The sequence below is a fragment of the Psychrobacter piscatorii genome (genome assembly GCF_043641605.1).
GTDB classification, from domain to species: domain Bacteria; phylum Pseudomonadota; class Gammaproteobacteria; order Pseudomonadales; family Moraxellaceae; genus Psychrobacter; species Psychrobacter piscatorii_C.
The window spans coordinates 152,580-169,636 of sequence record NZ_JBHZRK010000001.1 but is presented as its reverse complement, the minus strand read 5'-3'; the positions used below and the strand labels follow the sequence as shown (position 1 = coordinate 169,636).

Sequence of the window (17,057 nt, the reverse complement as noted above, 5' to 3'; positions counted from 1 at the left end):
TTTTGATTTTATGACGTGCTTGTTTTGACCCATCATTAAATAACGATAATTAATGGCAGTATTTTACTCATCGCTTTTTACTCGTCATTTCTGCTAACAATAATTTTTATAAGAGGATGCCTGTATGACTGATAACAACAGCCCCGATACTTTGACTCAGCGTATTTTAGTTGTCGATGATGACGCTCGCCTGCGCTCTTTGCTACAGCGCTTCCTAGAAGACGACGGTTTCGTCGTTCGTACTGCCCATGACGGCAGTCAGATGGACAAACTCATGCAACGTGAGCTCTTCTCTTTGGTTGTGTTAGATTTGATGCTACCAGGCGAAGACGGTATCAGCATCTGTAAGCGCCTACGTGAAGACAATGCGGACATTCCAATCATTATGCTGACCGCAAAAGGTGGCGATGCTGACCGTATCGCAGGTTTGGAAGCGGGTGCAGATGATTACCTACCTAAGCCGTTTAACCCAAAAGAGCTATTGGCGCGTATCAAAGCCGTGTTGCGTCGTCAGAACCGTGAGCTTCCAGGGGCACCAAGTCACCAATTAGAAGTGGTAGAATTTGGTCCATGGACACTAGATCTATCGACTCGCACGCTCAAACGTGATGGTAACGTCGTCACTTTGACGACAGGTGAGTTTTCGGTGTTGAAGGCTCTGGTACAGCATCCACGTGAGCCGTTGACCCGTGATAAGTTGATGAACCTTGCCCGTGGTCGTGAGTGGGGTGCGATGGAGCGCTCTATCGATGTGCAAGTATCACGCCTACGTCGCTTGATTGAAGACAACCCTTCACAAGCCCGCTATATTCAAACGGTTTGGGGTGTGGGCTATGTATTCGTTCCTGATGAAGCTGAGGTAGAAACCGTCAAGAGTGAATAACCTTTGACTGATGACATTTCTTTTAATATAGGCCGTGTTTGATTATTCATAAACACATGCCGATATGATGAGCATATCTGTGAAAAACCCTATTATTTTTCAAAACATACCCTGCACGTTGGTGACAGGGTTTTTAGGTGCTGGCAAAACCACCGTCATCAATCAGCTACTTGCCACAAAACCCAATGACGAGCGCTGGGCTCTCTTAATCAATGAGTTTGGCCGTATCGGTATTGATGGTGCACTATTGGCAAGCTCTCAAGATAACGATCTTGAGCAACAGAATATCGCCATGCGTGAAGTCAGTGGCGGCTGTATTTGCTGTACCAGTCAACTGCCCTTACAAATTGCGATCAGTCGTCTGCTTAATGACCATCACCCGCAAAGACTGCTTATTGAACCCACAGGATTGGCACATCCACGCGAGCTGATATTACAGCTCAGTGCGCCGCATTGGCAAACCGCACTACAGATGAATGCGGTGATAACTGTACTGAGTGGCGAGCAGTGGCAACAGATTAAGTATCGTGATCATGATGGCTTTCAGGCGCATGTCCGTGATGCCGATGTGCTGATCGTCAATCGCTATGTCCAATTAGATACTATCGAAAAACAAGCCTTGGTAGAATGGATAACCAAGCTAAATTCGCAAGTAAAAATCATTTGGGTAGTATCCGAACTAATAGCAGCTGAGACAATAGATTCATCAGATGTCCATTCATCAGATAAGTTTGTAGTAAATAAACTTGTAACAGATGCATATTCGTCTACGTTAAACGACCAACTGAATCAGCCTAGCTCTATCATTTCGAATCAACGAAAAGTCACTATCTCTAATCCTAAAAAATCGATGATTGGTTTACAGTCTCCAGCCAATTCTTTAGCAACTGTACCATCATCGAGTTCATCTACCGATGAGACTAAAGCTCAGGCTAGTGCTGATAGTGATCTGCCCTATCGCTACCATGAAGAGCAGCAAGATTTTCAATTGGCTGGATGGCGCCTACCCGCTCACTACATACTAAACGCTGACGATTTACAGAATTGGTTGTTAGCATTGCCAAACTGGGAACGCATCAAAGGCGTGGTACATACTTATGATGGCTGGATGAAGATCAATTTTAACCCTGGTAGTCTAACCACCAGAACTATTGACCCACAGACGGATAGTCGATTGGAAATTATTTTGCAATTAGGCAATACTGTCGATACACATGCTGTCGATAAAGCTACAGGAAAATCAGAAACTGAGAATGATGCCAAAGTGTCACTAGCCTTGATAGATTGGGAAGAGTGCGACCGCGAACTGATGGCGCTGGTCATATAGCAGTAGACATAAAAAAACGAACATTGCTATTTTATCTAGCAATGTCCGCCCTTTCTTTTTTCAACGCAATTAGGGCATGTCCTCATTTTAAAAATGGTGATAAAAATGAGATAAATCGCAGTCAAACAAGGAAAATAGCGCAGATAATATCGAGATATTAGTCAGCTATTTGACGACGTTTGGCAAGATTTAGCCATTTTTAACCCATTTAGATGACTATCGATTGAATTGAGGACACGCCCTAACTATTTTTTAACGCAATTGACTGTCTTTACTACCACGACGATTAAACAGTTCAGCCGCTTTTGCTTCTTGTTCAAGCTCCGTCTGACAGCTAACGCAGTGCTGAATACCGGGCACCGCTAGTCGCCTTGCCTCTGGAATAGGCTTACCACATTCGTCACACAGCTCAGCACTTACACCTGTTGGCAACGAACGTCGCGCTCGCTCCAATGCATCATTTACCGTTGCATCCATTTGTTCGTGCTCAGCACCATCTCTTGACCAGCCACCTGCCATAATCCCATCCTATTTATTTTTTAATGATCATTGCTTTATAGATAAATTCTTTAATAACAAATAGATGGGGTGGTTATTGCTAATTACAATATGCAAATAACAAATGTGTTTGAACGATTAGTGAGAATTATATTTAGGGTATTTACTTTTTAAGAGTGTATGCCTAAAACCTTCTACTCAGCGTTGCCACCCTTCTGTTTTCATGATTTTTTGTCCTTTTTTAGTGATTAAAAAGTTAAGAAAATCTTTTGTTTGAGGATCAGCTTTTGGTGATACAACGATGTTTAAATCACGCCAGATAGCTCGATCCTTATCTATACTAACCATGTCCATATCTTTGGAATTATTAAGCGGCCAATTCGGCCAAGTTATCCAAGCATCTGCTTTTTCATCTTTAAATGCTTTAAAACTGGCTCCAGATCCTAAAGAATACGCTACTATATTATCTCGAAAACGAGCAATATCGTTTAAGCTTCCTTTGCGTCCTGCGAGATCCTCCCAAACTCCAGTACCCGAAGTGTTATATGTTCCTTTACCTTCGGTCACAACTATTTTAATCCCCTTAGCTAATAAATCATCAAAGCTACGTATATTTTTAGGATTTCCTTTTTGTACAGCTATGATTGCTGGTCGGATATAAATGGGTTCAACTTTTTCATGATCAAAAGTTTCGTATGTCTCAAGAAATGCAGTCATTGATTGCTCAGAAGTTCCCCACAGAGCATCGGCATCAGCTTGAGCGTCAGCCGACCATTTGTCTTCAGGTCCTGCTATTAATTCTACCTTGGTACCACCTTGCTTTTCCCAGACATCTGCCACTTTTCTTAAAGCGGTATGTGGGCCACCTGCTCCATACAGCTTTATGACACCATCCTGAGGATTGTGCTCGATGGAAGGATCAAAAAGCGTGGTTTGCGCAAAAGCTGAAGTACAACTTAGCAGCACACATGCAGCAGCAATGGACTTATTCATAAGTATTATCCTAAGTAAAAATCATTGGTAGTTTTGACAAAAAACAGAGTCGTATTTACTATAAAACAGATATCTTGCTGTTGGTATATATTTTTTGTAGCTTCTATTAGCACATCAAGCAACTAAAGAAAATTTATACCAGTTTCGCATCCTAGTACGACGCATCTATTTCATTTAGTATCAACTATAGCTACCCAAATTACTTTTACGCTTTGTATTCATGCAAGTTTAAGTAACACCTCTTAATCTTTTGGCTGTAGCTCAACCACTTGACCACGTACGCCAATGCTCTCATCACTCATCAGACAAACGTAGCCTGCCATGATATCTTCAGGTGTTTTTAAACTCATAGGGTTTTCACCTGGATACGCATGCGCACGCATATTCGTACGAGTACCACCTGGATTAACGCAGTTAAAACGTAGATTGGTGGTGTTCTGCGTCTCTTGAGTAAAGATATCACTCATACCTTCTACTGCTTGTTTAGAGAGTGCATAAGCACCCCAAAATGCGCGAGGATGTGTACCTACCGTGCTAGAGGTAAAGACAACAGAGCCATGATCAGCATCTTTTAATAACGGCAATAGCGCTTGAGTCAGCATAAAAGTCGCTGTGAAATTGACTTTCATCACTTGGGCGAAAGTATCGACGTCATACATCTCAAGCGGCGTCAATTGTCCTAATACACCAGCATTATGCAATATGCCATCTAACTGGCCGACTTCTTTATTAATTAGCCCTTCGAGCTGCTGCATTTCAGCGTAAGTCGCCCCTTCTAGATTCATCGGCAACATAGCAGGCTGCTTACCTCCAAGGCTCTCAATCTCGTCATAGACATACTCGAGCTTGCTGCTGGTACGACCTAGTAACAAAACAGTGGCGCCATAACGCGCATAGGTCAATGCAGCAACACGGCCAATACCATCACCTGCTCCAGTCACCAAAATAGTCTTACCATCTAAGCAGTTACTTGACGGTACAAAGCTACGAATATCATCATGTGTCAAAGGCTGAATAGGACTTTGAACAGTTTGTTTATTGTCTTGTGGATCGACTGGTTGGTTATTATTGTCACTCATGGCATTGCTCACTACTTATCATTAAATCGTTGAGGATATGTGCTTATGGTTGTAAATCTGGTGATATGTAGCAGTCTATAAATACTCAAACTTACCAGACGATAGCAGTAATTTATTTAACTGCTCAGGCGTATCCGTAATATAATCGGCACCCCATTTTTTTAAAGACTTTTGATCTTCAGGCGGAATATATCCATAAGCGGCCAAAATCGTTGGCATGCCAGCAGCGTTGCCAGCTTCAATATCACGTACATGGTCACCGACATAAAGTACGCAGCCTGCCGCACCGCGTGGGATACCCAGTTTTTCTAGCGCCATATACATTGGCTCTGGGTCTGGCTTGGTACGTGATACATCATCTGGACAGACCAAAACCGCACAGCGTTGATCCAGTTGCATCTCACTTAATAGTTTTTCTGCCAGATAGCGAGGCTTGTTGGTCACGATACCCCAAGGTACGCCTTTGCTCTCTAAATCAACTAACACAGCTTCAAGCCCCTCAAACAAGCAGCTATCGACACAGATATCTGCTTCATAATCATCTAAGAACTGCTGACGAAACTCAAGCAACGCTTCCTCGCTGACTTCGAGTTGATCGTTATGTCTTAGCATCAATTGCACCATGGCTGACGCACCCGCAGAGACTTGCTCACGGATTTCTGCTTCAGGCGGTGCCTGCCAATCATTTTCGAGACTCATTTTGCCAATGATACGAACAAAATCAGCAGCAGTATCGATTAATGTCCCATCAAGGTCAAATAAAACAGCTTTTACAAATTGGGTCATAGTGAATGCTCTTGAGATTGATGACGTGTTTAGTGAAAGTATGGCAAATAAATGGACGCTTGCAGCATCAGACTAGTGGCTTTTGTACGGCTATCATATAATTAACATCGACGTTTTGGGCAAGCCAGTAGCGTTTGGTCAGCGGATTATAATGCAAACCAATAATATCCTGACGAACAAATCCAGTATTAAGGGCCATTTTGTCTAATTCTGCTGGCGTGATAAATTTGGCATAGTCATGGGTGCCGCGATCAAGCAATCGCAGCACATACTCTGCACCAACGATGGCAAACAGATAAGACTTAGGATTGCGATTAATCGTTGATAACACACAGACACCGCCAGGAGCCAGTAACTCATAACAAGCCTGCACAATCGAGCTAGGATCTGGCACGTGCTCTAGCATCTCCATGCAAGTCACTACATCAAACTGACCAGCCTGCGTTTTTGCCAACTCTTCAACGGGTATATGTTGATAACGAAGCGTACTCTCTAACTGGCTTTGCTCTGCATGTAACGCAGCAGCTTTTAGGTTTTCTGTACCTAAATCAATCCCTGTCACATCAGCACCGCGGCGAGCCATAGATTCTGACAATATTCCGCCGCCGCACCCTACATCAAGTACTTTTTTGCCAGCAAGTCCTTGCTCAGCGATTTTATTAGCAGCGTTTTGATAGCCACGTTTGACGTTTTCTTCTATCCAGTTTAGACGTAATGGATTGATCTCGTGTAGCGTTGCAAACGCCCCTGTGTTACTCCACCACTCACTCGCCAAGTTATTAAATTTTTCGACTTCGCTAGGATCCACGTTGATGGTGTTAGACCCTGTATTATTGAAAGCGCTATTATTATTTTGATCACTCGAAGTTGATGAAGAATTTAAAGCTGAGCTCATGGTATGTTCCTTGATTGTCACTATCGTTATTATCGTTTACAGTGCACGGTTATGTGCTTAATATTAGCATGAGAGTAGCAGTTTTGTCGTAAGCACATCGTCAGCGATTGTGAATAGGCTTAAACTTTACCCTGTTTTTTGGGCAGTATCTTGATATAGAAAAGATACGTATCCTCGTGACAATATCGCATCCTGATACTTTTAAATCTCTTAAACCCCATATAGAAATAAAGCAGACGTTTAAGAAACAGTAGGTTCAGAAAGTAACAAGCAATATACCTTAAATAATAGCTAACAGCTTTACAACTATCGGTTAAGAATGCGATTCACAAGTACATACATTTTACGTTATCATAGTCGATACTTTGCTATTGTTCGATTATACTCGACACTGTCTGGTTTAGACGCTTTAAAAGCTATATATTTTAGAGTGTCACATGTTTAACAACCATATAGACACCAACCTCTTAACCCATTCTAAGTCTCCACACCTCAAGGATAAAGTATGAAACGTGTCATCACACTGACTGGTCTAGCCATGGCCATTGGACTTGCCTCTATGGGCGCACAAGCTGCAGACTATGTCGCTGGAAAAGATTACCGTGTGCTAGACAACCCAGAGAAGATCAGCGGTGATGCTATCATTGTTCGTGAATTCTTTTGGTATGGTTGCCCACATTGTAATGCGCTTAACCCGCATATGGAAAAATGGGCAAAAACTAAAGACAAAGATGTTGCCTTCTTCAAAACGCCAGCAGCACTTAATCCTGTTTGGGAAGCCAATGCTCGCGGTTTCTATGCAGCTCAGCTTTTAGGCTTTGAAAGCAAAACTCATGACGCATTATTTGACGCTATCAATAAAGATGGTAAAAAACTGTTTGATCAAGCGTCACTAAGCAAATGGTATGCATCAAAAGGCGTTGATGAAAAGAAATTTAACAGCCTATATAATTCATTCGCTGTTGGTACAAAAATTGGTCGCTCTCAAGAAGGCGCCAAGCGTTATCAAATCACTGGGGTTCCATCTGTCGTTGTACAAGGCAAATATGTGGTAACTGGTGAAAATGCTAAAGTCGCTAAAGTTGTTGACTATTTAGTTGACAAAACCCGCGCTGAAAAGAAATAATTCAAGCCATAAGTACTTGAATAACTCACATGACGTACGATCTATCTATACGCCATGAACAAAAAAGCCAATCATAAATTGATTGGCTTTTTTGCATCTTAACCTTTTAGCTATACGTCTTTTAATTACTCATTTTTAACTACTAATCTTTCAACTAATAAAATTCTAATTAATAGATTTCTAGCTTGGTTATAGATGCTATTTCTTCAGCTGCGATAAAATAGCCACTTCACGAATATAACTTGCCAAATCTGCTTTAGATTCTGCCAGCAACTCATCATCTTGCATATGTTTGGCATACTCTATCCACAATAATAACTGATACATACTGTGGTGCTCAGAAGCTTTATATTGCTTCACAAACTGCTTAAGCGTACCTTCATCATTGATATTCAGGCGCTCGTACCAGCTCTCTATTTTTGAGACTTGTTCTTTAGGAAAAAAGGCATCAAATAGTGCCTTTATCAGCTCATGGCGATTCTCTTCAATCATAAGCTTGCCAACACGTTTGGTCTGACGATTACGAGCATTGGCGCTGGTAATATCAGCCAATGCCATTAGCTCCGCCATAAAATAATCACTGGCAGGTAAGGCTTTTAGCTGTTTTTTCGATAAGCTAGCAAGCGGTATAGATAATTGCTGCAAGCGCTCATGGGCTTTTTTGAGTTCTGTGCGCGAGACGCGCATATCCTGTTCTTTCCAGTCAATCATAAAAGCTTTCCAAAATAATAATTAATAAATTAAATAGTATCTGACATCACTACCAACGACTTTTTTCGCGGTGTTTTGCCAATACCTTCACACCTTTAGGCATAGCGTCAGCAAGGCGGCGTTGTAGATGATCAGTGATAAAAACAGAGCGATGTTTGCCGCCCGTACAGCCTATGGCAACTGTGACCGTATGACGATTATTGTGCAAAAACTCTGGTAGCCAACGAGTTAAAAACTTATCAATGTCATCCATCATTTCTGCTACTTCCAGATAATCAGAGAAGAACGCGCCTACTTCGGTATCTAGACCTGTCGAGTCACGTAACTCAGGATTCCAATGCGGATTCGGTAAAATTCTGACATCAAACACAAAGTCGGCATCAATGGGGCTACCGTATTTAAAACCAAAAGACAGTAGATTGATGACAATCTGATTGTCCATACCTATGTGTTCACGCAAGCTATCTTTTAATTGATGAATATTTAGGCTACTGGTATCAATCCTAATATCAGCATGACCAGCAATTGGTTCTAATAGCTCAACTTCTTTTTTGATAGCAGCAGGTAAATTAAAGGCAATATGCTTAGCGTTATCACTATCAATATCTTGTGACATTAGCGGATGTACGCGTCGCGTCGCATTGAAACGAGCTATCAGCGTACTCTCTTGTGCAGTCACATATAAAATTTGTACCGCATGCGACCCATAAGTCTCCTTGAGAGAAGCATATGTCACTGCAAAGTTAGATAAATCAGCACGTGGCGTTCGAATATCGACACCCAGCGCAATACGATGAATGCCGCTTTCATTAACCAGTTTATGAGCAGCATTAGGTAACAAAGACAGCGGTAGATTATCAATAGAGTAATAGCCTAGATCTTCTAAGATATTCAATACTGAGGTTTTACCAGAGCCTGAACGCCCTGAGACCACCAATATACTGAGCTTATTCGTAGACGTCTGATCCGCTATCGTTGCTGCTGCATTACTATTTTGATCCTGACTTACACCCATGATCTACTCATCCAAGTCTATTGTAACTAGTCTACTGCTATGTCATAAAAGCTAATTTACCACTACCAACTGATTGTCTAACAAGCGCGCTTTTCCTAGCCATGCTGCGACTAAAATAACGATGTTTTTATTTTCTATATTAAAGGTTTTAGAGTCACTTACGACAGAACCTAACTCCTCAGTCTTTATTTCTAGATAATCAATAATAAAACCTGCGTCACTGATACGTGTCCGCGTCTCTACTAATAGCTTATCAAATACTTGCTGACTAAGAGCCGTACTTTTCAAACTCTGCGCTAATTCTTGCAATGCTTGATGTAATACAGGGGCAGCTTGACGCTCATTTGCACTTAAGTATTGATTGCGCGATGATAGCGCTAAGCCATCATCAGCACGAACAATAGGCGCACCAATGATATTAATAGGATAACTCAAGTCACGTACCAACTGCTTAATGATAGCAAGCTGCTGATAGTCTTTTTGTCCAAATACTGCCACATCTGGTTGTACGATATTGAATAATTTAGCGACAACAATACCAACACCATCAAAGTGTCCAGGACGTGATTGACCACATAACTGATTGGCAACAACCCCTGCCAACACAGCAGTAGGTGGTGGTAATACTGGATACATTGCATCAATGCTAGGTGCAAACACATAATCTGCATTCACTGTCGCAAGCTTAGCCACATCTGCATCTAGCGTACGCGGATAGCTGTCAAAATCTTCCCCAACGCCAAACTGAGTAGGGTTAACAAAGATACTGACCACCACTACATCTGCATGCTGCTTGGCAATTCTTACCAGCTCAAAATGACCGTCATGCAGATTACCCATCGTTGGTACTAGCGCAATGCGCTGCTGACGGCCTTGTTTGTCACGTTGCTGGCCACGATAAGGCTGAAGCGCTTCACGTAATGACGAGATATCATGATAAATAATTGGAGACATGATTACTTTTCTTCTATTCAAACGTTCTGTTGTTCAATAGCTTAAATAACTTTGATAACTTCAAAATCAGCTAAATTGGTGCTGCTCAGTCGGGAAGCTACCTTCGCGTACTGACTGCTGATAGAGCGCAAAAGCACCTTCGATACTGTGTGCGCTATTACGCTCATCAGTTAAAAAGTCATGGACAAAACGTGGCACTCGGCCATGCGCCATACCTAGCATGTCATGCATAACCAATACCTGACCATCAGTATCGGCTCCAGCACCAATACCAATGACCGGTACAGCGACAGCGTCTGTCACTGCTTTTGCAAGCGCAGCTGGAACACACTCTAGTACTAGTAATGCAGCACCAGCATCGACGACTGCCTTGGCATCTGCAAGTAGTTTGTCAGCTGCTTCATCACCGCGACCTTGAACTTTATAACCGCCAAACACGTTCACAGACTGCGGAGTCAAACCAAGATGCACACAAGTCGGTGTACCTGCTTGCGCCAAGGTCGTTACCAATTCACACAGCTCTCTACCACCTTCGATTTTTATGACATGCGCCCCTGCTTGCATCAATGTACGGCTATTAGCGACGGCTTCTGGCAGTGTCACATAACTCATAAACGGCAGGTCAGCCAATATCAATGCGTGTTTATTACTACGGGCGATATTGGTTGTGTGATATGCCATATCATTGACGGTCACAGGTAGCGTTGAGTCGTGGCCTTGCACGACCATACCTAGACTATCACCAATCAAAATCGTATCGATCTGTGCCTTATCCATCATCCGTGCAAACATTGAGTCATAGCACGTCAAGCAAGTAAACTTAGTACCATCTTTTTTAAATTTATTTAACGTAGATAATGTTGTCATATGACCCTCAATTAACTTGCAATGCCTTTACTTATCAATATCTATCACTTTAGCTAGCGTTAGTGAGCTATCATAAAAAGTATCTGATACTTTTTATGATAAGCCACTGCAGATCAGTCATTTGATAATAATTTTAAGCCTGTCCAATCATGACTTTGTGGGTAGTCAGCTATTGGTTTGTCTAATATAGTCAAATTTGACGCTAACTCTCGCAGTGGTATCAATACAAAGTTACGCTCGCATAGTCCAGCGTGCGGAACCGTTAGCTGTGGTTCGGCAATCTGCATATCACCATATAGTAAAATATCGACATCTAGACTACGTTCACCCCAACGGCGCAAACGTGCCCGCTTGGCCATTTCTTCTAACTGCTGACAAAAACTAAGCAGCTCAAAAGGCGTCATTATCGTTTCAAACCTAGCAACCGCATTGATAAAATCTGGCTGGTCTTGTGGACCCATCGGCGCTGACGCATAAAAAGAAGACACGCTAATTTCGCGTATTTTCTCACTATTTTTCATGCTTTCAAACGCTTGCTGCAAATGGTCTGTAGGCGAGCCCAACTCATTAGATAAATTGCTACCTAGGCCCACATAACAGGTAACCCAGTGACTCTCCTTCGTAATGTTATCCATATCAGGCACTTTCAGTACTAGGCTGACGGCGACGGCGTTTTGATGGCACAGGGCCTTTATCATCGGTCACTTTAACAGCAGGGGCTTGATTACTAGCAGCTTGCTCAGTTTTTGCTGTGGTTGCTTTGACTGATTTCTTAGCCTTTGCTGGTGTAGCCGCTTTCTTCGTCACTTCACGCTCTACAGTTTTTGCTTCTGTAGTATCAGCTGAACTAGCCAGTTTAGCTACTGACTTAGGTGCTTTTCTCGCATACTTCGCTGTTGACTGCTCTTTATCATTCTTGCTTTGCAACTCGACACTATTTGCACTATCAACAGTGGGCTGACGACGGCGACGCTTATGCGGAATCGGCTCGTTATTCATACTGACTAACGCAGGCGATCTGGCGATTGAGCGAGTTGATCTTGCCTGATCAGATGATGTCTTAACCTCTGACGAACTAGCTTGAGACAACTGAGTGTTATCTGAACGATCAGCTTTATCCGTTTGCTTTTGGGTGTCGTTATTAGTCGGCGCTTGCTTTTGCACAGGTGCGCTCGTACGCTTCGGCTGCGATGTACTCTCAGCTGGCAGCTGCTTTTGTAGCGGTGGCACGACCTTTTCGTGCTCTATAACGAACAGTGGCGCAGGTTTAGAGTGATGGCGTTTGTTTGTCGCTTGGTTATTACTAGCAAGCGATAGCTTTTGCAGCTGAGCAAGCTCATTGCTATCTTGCTTTACCTGCTGCGTGTTGTATGCTTTGTTGTTGCTGCTGTCATTTTTAGACTGACTGACAGCGCGACGACGGCGTGCTGGGATATTCGATGAATCGTTTACCATTGCCTGATCCTTTCTATCTTTCTCAGTACTATCATTAGCTTTGCTTTGTTTTGCACTGCTCTGATTAGATGGTGAGTGATCAGTGATATTTGCTTCTGGTTTTTGACGATTGCGTCCGCGGCTACGTTGCCCTTTTTTATAGGCACCGCGGCGAATATTTTCGTCGAACGCTTCAATCGCTTGCTGCTGCTCTCGCTCAGACAATGTCTGATACGTCTGCCACCACTCGCCCATGTCATTCGTCGACTCTGACAATGGATGCTCGGCATCACCGCATTGCTCACGCAATAATAAAAAGTCAAAACCCGCACGAAAGCGCGGATGCTCAGAGAGCTGAACGATTTGCTTACTACGCGGAGCGGCAAGTTTTGGCTGCAATATCCAGATATCACGGATAAACTGCTCAGCAAATTTTGGAATAGCAGTTTTGATACGTTGGCGGTCAATGACTTTACCAGCGGCATGCATTTGTGCTTCAGCAAACGGCATATTGCGCTTTTTAGCTTTTGCCAATTGATGCAGATAGTTTTCCCACAATAGCGCCGCATAAAAGAACGCTGGATTGATGCTTTTGCCTGCCGCAATACGCTTGTCGGTATTGATTGCCACTTGATTAACTAAGGCGCTTGGTTCGGCTGGTGGATAAATAATGAGGCTATCAATCGCGCCAGACTCAAACAATAATGGCAATAATGGTACTAGATAACCACCAGTAAACATCTTCTGTGTTTCATCGTAGAGACGATGTGGCGATATCTGCTCAAGCAGCGCCCAGTTGCCATCATGGAATTGATCGGACAACGCATCATCAAACTCAAAGCCCAATTTGGCTTTAAATCGAAGGGCACGTAATAACCTGACTGGATCTTCTTCGATACGCACTGGCGCATGACCCAATAGACGAATAATTCTGTTATCAATATCATCAAGCGCACCACAAAAATCATGGACGATGCCTTTGAGCGGCTGATAATAAAGCGCATTGATAGAAAAGTCACGACGGGCAAAGTCTTGCTTGATATCGCCCCACACATTGTCGCGCAGGATCATCCCATCCTGATTGGTATTGGCATTGCTCGTTGGTGGACCACGGAAAGTAGCCACTTCGATTAACTCGCGACCTGAATATACATGTGCCAATTGGAAGCGGCGACCGATGATACGGCAACGCTTGCCAAAGACGTCTTTAATCTCGTGCGGCTTGGCATCAGTTACGGCGTCAAAGTCTTTTGGGCGCAGACCCAATAAGGTATCGCGCACACCACCACCAACGATATACGCATCAAACCCAGCTCGGGTCAATGTGGCAATCACTTCAGTAATGGAATTGGGTAATTCAGATTTATTCAGTTCTAACTGCTTGGCGGCACGCTCGGCCATGCATCTACTCCTCGCCGGTATTCTTTAACCACCCCTGAATAACACAGCGTTTATCAGGCGGATGTACCCGCTAGTTTAACAAATTTTGCACGTGCTGGGTGTGTTATGACATTTACTTACATGCTATTTTGTCAATATTGGGATTGATTAATGTAAAATACCGCTATTAATCCTGCACACTTAAGCGTCTTCGGTTTTTCTCAAGCGTTTTTGCACCAATACCTTTCACCTTTGCTAACTCATCTACTGTTTTGAACTCACCGAACATTTCACGATATAAAATAATCGCCTGTGCTTTACTACTGCCAATACCATTTAGCGATACCAGCTCGCCTTCACTGGCACGATTGATATTTACGGTGGCTTCATCTCGTGCCTGTATTTTGGCATTTTCTTGTGCTAACAGATAAGTGTAAGCGCGCTGAGGATTGTCAAAACAGGGAGCAGCGTGGGCATTATTAAGAATCAGCAGAGCACATAAAAGACCAGCAATAGACATTGCTATATAGCTGCTAGGCGAAATATAGCTGCGAGACGAGATTTTATGATGAGCGTTCATGTTGTTTCGCCGCTTCCCACAATGCATCCATTTCGGTTATATCGCTGTCCTCCAAACGCTTACCACTTAATGCTAATTGCTCCTCAATATAACCGAAACGTGATTTAAACTTGTGCACGCAGGTTAAGGTAGCGGCTTCTGCATCGAGGTTCAGTTTGCGTGCGACATTGACGAGCGCAAACATGCAATCGCCTAATTCTTTTTCGACCTCTCTGATATTGTCTTTGATCTCGACTATAGATTTATCTGTTAGCTCATGCTTTAGCTCGGCAATCTCTTCATCCAGCTTTTCGACGGCACCAGCGATACCGTCCCAATCAAAACCCAGCTTTGACGCTTGTTTTTGCACATCTTGTGCCTGCATTAAGGCACTACCCGCTTTCACTTGATCTAAGCGTCTTTTTGACTTGCCACGTGCCTCGCGTGCCTGCTGCTCTTCCGCTTTGATTTCGTCCCAGCGTACTTTTACCGCGGCATCGTCCTTGAGCGTTTCCGCTTCAAATACATGAGGGTGACGGCGAACCAGCTTTTCTTGTAAGGTCGTAATGACATCACTCATATCAAAACGCCCTTGTTCAGCGTACATTTGACAATGAAAGATGACTTGTAACAGCACATCACCCAACTCGCCTTTGATATCTTCATCATCATCGCTTTGGACCGCTTCACCCAGCTCATAGGCTTCTTCAATGGCATACGGAATAAGGCTATGGTTGGTCTGTTTCCTATCCCATGGACAATCTGCTCGTAGACGGGCCATCAAAGCCAGTAAATCATCAAGCTCGCCAGTAGCGTCCGGCGTTCCTTGCACGGGCTTAGGCACGGTAATTTTATTGTCTGAAATACTCATAAGGATGGCTCTTATCGTTTTATGTGTTGTTTGCTGATTCGTCTAACAGTTAGTGTATCATTGAACACAGCTTGGCTTATAATTGTGCTACTGACGACTTCATTTTACCACCGCTCATGCGCGAGGAACTTTATCATTATGTCCACTTCTGCGACCACCAGCTATCAACCAACCGCAACATTCGACCCTATTACTATTAGCTCATTTAAAGCCTATGACATTCGCGGTGAGCTTGGAGTCAATCTCGATGAAGAGATTGCCTACCGTATCGGGCGCGCGTTTGCACAGATTTTATATCAGCGTTATCAGGCATCTGCTCAAACCCAAGTTGATGATATGGCAACTCTAAAACCTGCTATCGTCATTGGTAGTGATATCCGCCACTCTAGTGAGCAATTAAAACAAGCCGCTATCAAAGGCATCGTTGATGCAGGCGTCGACGTTATTGATTTGGGCATGAGTGGTACGGAAGAGGTGTACTTTGCTACCAGTTATTATCAGGCGCTGGGCGGTATAGAGGTCACGGCGAGCCACAACCCTATCAATTATAATGGTTTAAAACTGGTCAAAGAGCACTCAAAACCAATCAGTGCGGATGACGGGCTGGCAGAGATTCAGGCATTGGCAGAATCAGGACAATTCACCGCTAATAACCCATCAGGACAGTTGCAATTATTGACTGATAAAAGTGCTTATATCGATCATGTCATGACTTTTGTTGATGTTGATAAATTGAAGCCGCTTAAAATTATTATTAACTCTGGTAATGGTAGCGCAGGTCCTGTCGTTGATTTATTAGTCGATAAACTGACGCAAGCTGGGGCACCCATTGAAATTATCACGTTACACCATACGCCTGATGGTAGCTTCCCTAACGGTATCCCCAATCCAATGATTGAAGCCAATAGACTGGCGACTCAGCAAGCCGTTTTGGAAAACAAAGCGGATCTTGGTATTGCCTTTGATGGTGACTTTGATCGCTGCTTTTTATTTGATGAAAATGGCGTATTCATTGATGGTAGCTATATCGTCGGTATGCTCGCTCAAGCTTTTTTGAACAAATACCCGAGTGAATCAATCGTCTATGATCCACGAGTCATATACAACACAGAAGCCGTTATCGAAGCGCATAATGGTAATGCCGTCATCAGTAAATCTGGGCACTCATTTATCAAACAAGTCATGCGTCATTCAGGTGCGGTCTATGGTGGTGAGATGTCCGCCCATCATTACTTTCGTGACTTTTTCTATTGCGACAGCGGTATGATTCCTTGGCTATTAACGATAGAGCTGTTGTCTATCACAGGTAAGACCCTATCAGAATTGGTCACAGGCTATATTCAGTCTTATCCTAGTTCAGGTGAGCTCAATTTTCGCCTCACGACTCATGATGCCCCAACGATCATCAGTGCCATTGAAGAAAAATTTAGTGTAGAGAATCCAACTAAATCTCTGCTTGATGGCTTAAGCCTAAATTTTGGCGAATGGCGCTTTAATTTGCGTGCTTCAAATACTGAACCACTTATCAGATTGAATATCGAAAGTCGCGGCGATCAAGCGTTATTGTCTGATAAAACTCAAGAAATTCAGCAATGGCTAGCAGCACAAGGGGCAATACCAGCGTAAAGCGATAAAAAAGCTCGCTAATAATCATTAGCGAGCTTTTTTAATAATGGATA

General features: G+C 43.2%; 17 protein-coding genes. 4 read left to right on the top strand and 13 right to left on the bottom strand.

All coding sequences use genetic code 11. The features are described from left to right. The first annotated feature begins 124 nt into the window (after nt 1-124). A complete protein-coding gene (gene ompR / locus ACHUET_RS00765) occupies nt 125-883 on the top strand; it encodes an osmolarity response regulator transcription factor OmpR (protein ID WP_058023990.1) in 759 nt (252 codons plus the stop codon). A gap of 67 nt (nt 884-950) precedes the next feature. Beyond that, nucleotides 951-2,210: a CobW family GTP-binding protein gene (locus ACHUET_RS00760; RefSeq protein ID WP_463555712.1), complete on the top strand. Its 1,260-nt coding sequence runs from the start codon at nt 951-953 to the stop codon at nt 2,208-2,210. 252 nt (nt 2,211-2,462) lie between these two features. On the opposite strand, the gene ACHUET_RS00755 is transcribed toward ACHUET_RS00760, so the two are convergent. From ACHUET_RS00755 to ubiG, 5 genes are all read right to left on the bottom strand, one after another. Continuing rightward, nucleotides 2,463-2,729 (bottom strand): DksA/TraR family C4-type zinc finger protein, encoded by a 267-nt coding sequence (locus ACHUET_RS00755; RefSeq protein ID WP_101204603.1) that lies wholly within the window; start codon nt 2,727-2,729, stop codon nt 2,463-2,465. A gap of 177 nt (nt 2,730-2,906) precedes the next feature. After that, nucleotides 2,907-3,701, bottom strand: a complete 795-nt coding sequence (locus ACHUET_RS00750) for a substrate-binding domain-containing protein (protein WP_025651116.1) — start codon at nt 3,699-3,701, stop codon at nt 2,907-2,909. Between the two features lie 242 nt (nt 3,702-3,943). Beyond that, the gene (locus ACHUET_RS00745) at nt 3,944-4,780 is read right to left on the bottom strand and encodes a YciK family oxidoreductase (protein ID WP_394209852.1); all 837 of its coding nucleotides are present in this window, start codon (nt 4,778-4,780) and stop codon (nt 3,944-3,946) included. Nucleotides 4,781-4,855: 75 nt separating this feature from the next. Continuing rightward, on the bottom strand, nt 4,856-5,566 hold the full coding sequence (locus tag ACHUET_RS00740; RefSeq protein ID WP_394209850.1) for an HAD family hydrolase: 711 nt from the start codon (nt 5,564-5,566) through the stop codon (nt 4,856-4,858). 67 nt (nt 5,567-5,633) lie between these two features. Further along, complete coding sequence (gene ubiG / locus ACHUET_RS00735; protein ID WP_394209848.1) at nt 5,634-6,461, bottom strand: bifunctional 2-polyprenyl-6-hydroxyphenol methylase/3-demethylubiquinol 3-O-methyltransferase UbiG; 828 nt, start codon at nt 6,459-6,461, stop codon at nt 5,634-5,636. 505 nt (nt 6,462-6,966) lie between these two features. Between ubiG and ACHUET_RS00730 the strand changes: the two genes are divergently transcribed. After that, on the top strand, nt 6,967-7,587 hold the full coding sequence (locus ACHUET_RS00730; protein ID WP_394209846.1) for a thiol:disulfide interchange protein DsbA/DsbL: 621 nt from the start codon (nt 6,967-6,969) through the stop codon (nt 7,585-7,587). Between the two features lie 198 nt (nt 7,588-7,785). Here ACHUET_RS00730 and yjgA read toward each other — a convergent pair whose 3' ends face one another. The 8 genes from yjgA to mazG all read right to left on the bottom strand — a co-directional run bounded on the left by yjgA (nt 7,786) and on the right by mazG (nt 15,378). Next, on the bottom strand, nt 7,786-8,298 hold the full coding sequence (gene yjgA, locus ACHUET_RS00725; RefSeq protein ID WP_057757930.1) for a ribosome biogenesis factor YjgA: 513 nt from the start codon (nt 8,296-8,298) through the stop codon (nt 7,786-7,788). Nucleotides 8,299-8,347: 49 nt separating this feature from the next. Then, on the bottom strand, nt 8,348-9,313 hold the full coding sequence (gene rapZ / locus ACHUET_RS00720) for an RNase adapter RapZ (RefSeq protein WP_394209844.1): 966 nt from the start codon (nt 9,311-9,313) through the stop codon (nt 8,348-8,350). Between the two features lie 51 nt (nt 9,314-9,364). Beyond that, complete coding sequence (gene panC, locus ACHUET_RS00715) at nt 9,365-10,267, bottom strand: pantoate--beta-alanine ligase (protein WP_394209842.1); 903 nt, start codon at nt 10,265-10,267, stop codon at nt 9,365-9,367. A 66-nt stretch (nt 10,268-10,333) separates the two neighbouring features. Then, nucleotides 10,334-11,134, bottom strand: coding sequence for a 3-methyl-2-oxobutanoate hydroxymethyltransferase (gene panB, locus ACHUET_RS00710; RefSeq protein ID WP_394209840.1), 801 nt, complete (start codon nt 11,132-11,134; stop codon nt 10,334-10,336). A gap of 113 nt (nt 11,135-11,247) precedes the next feature. Continuing rightward, nucleotides 11,248-11,769, bottom strand: coding sequence for a 2-amino-4-hydroxy-6-hydroxymethyldihydropteridine diphosphokinase (folK, locus tag ACHUET_RS00705; RefSeq protein ID WP_394209838.1), 522 nt, complete (start codon nt 11,767-11,769; stop codon nt 11,248-11,250). A gap of 1 nt (nt 11,770) precedes the next feature. Further along, nucleotides 11,771-13,969: a polynucleotide adenylyltransferase PcnB gene (gene pcnB / locus ACHUET_RS00700; protein WP_394209836.1), complete on the bottom strand. Its 2,199-nt coding sequence runs from the start codon at nt 13,967-13,969 to the stop codon at nt 11,771-11,773. A 166-nt stretch (nt 13,970-14,135) separates the two neighbouring features. Next, nucleotides 14,136-14,528 carry a ComEA family DNA-binding protein gene (locus ACHUET_RS00695; RefSeq protein ID WP_394209834.1) on the bottom strand — a complete coding sequence of 131 codons (393 nt, stop codon included), beginning with the start codon at nt 14,526-14,528 and terminating at the stop codon, nt 14,136-14,138. Next, entirely contained in the window at nt 14,512-15,378 is an 867-nt protein-coding gene (mazG, locus tag ACHUET_RS00690) for a nucleoside triphosphate pyrophosphohydrolase (RefSeq protein ID WP_394209832.1), read from the bottom strand. Before mazG ends, ACHUET_RS00695 begins: the two co-directional genes overlap by 17 nt. A 138-nt stretch (nt 15,379-15,516) precedes the next feature. Here mazG and ACHUET_RS00685 point away from each other — a divergent pair, with 138 nt between their 5' ends. Continuing rightward, nucleotides 15,517-17,004 carry a phosphohexomutase domain-containing protein gene (locus tag ACHUET_RS00685; RefSeq protein ID WP_394209831.1) on the top strand — a complete coding sequence of 496 codons (1,488 nt, stop codon included), beginning with the start codon at nt 15,517-15,519 and terminating at the stop codon, nt 17,002-17,004. Nucleotides 17,005-17,057: the final 53 nt, after the last annotated feature.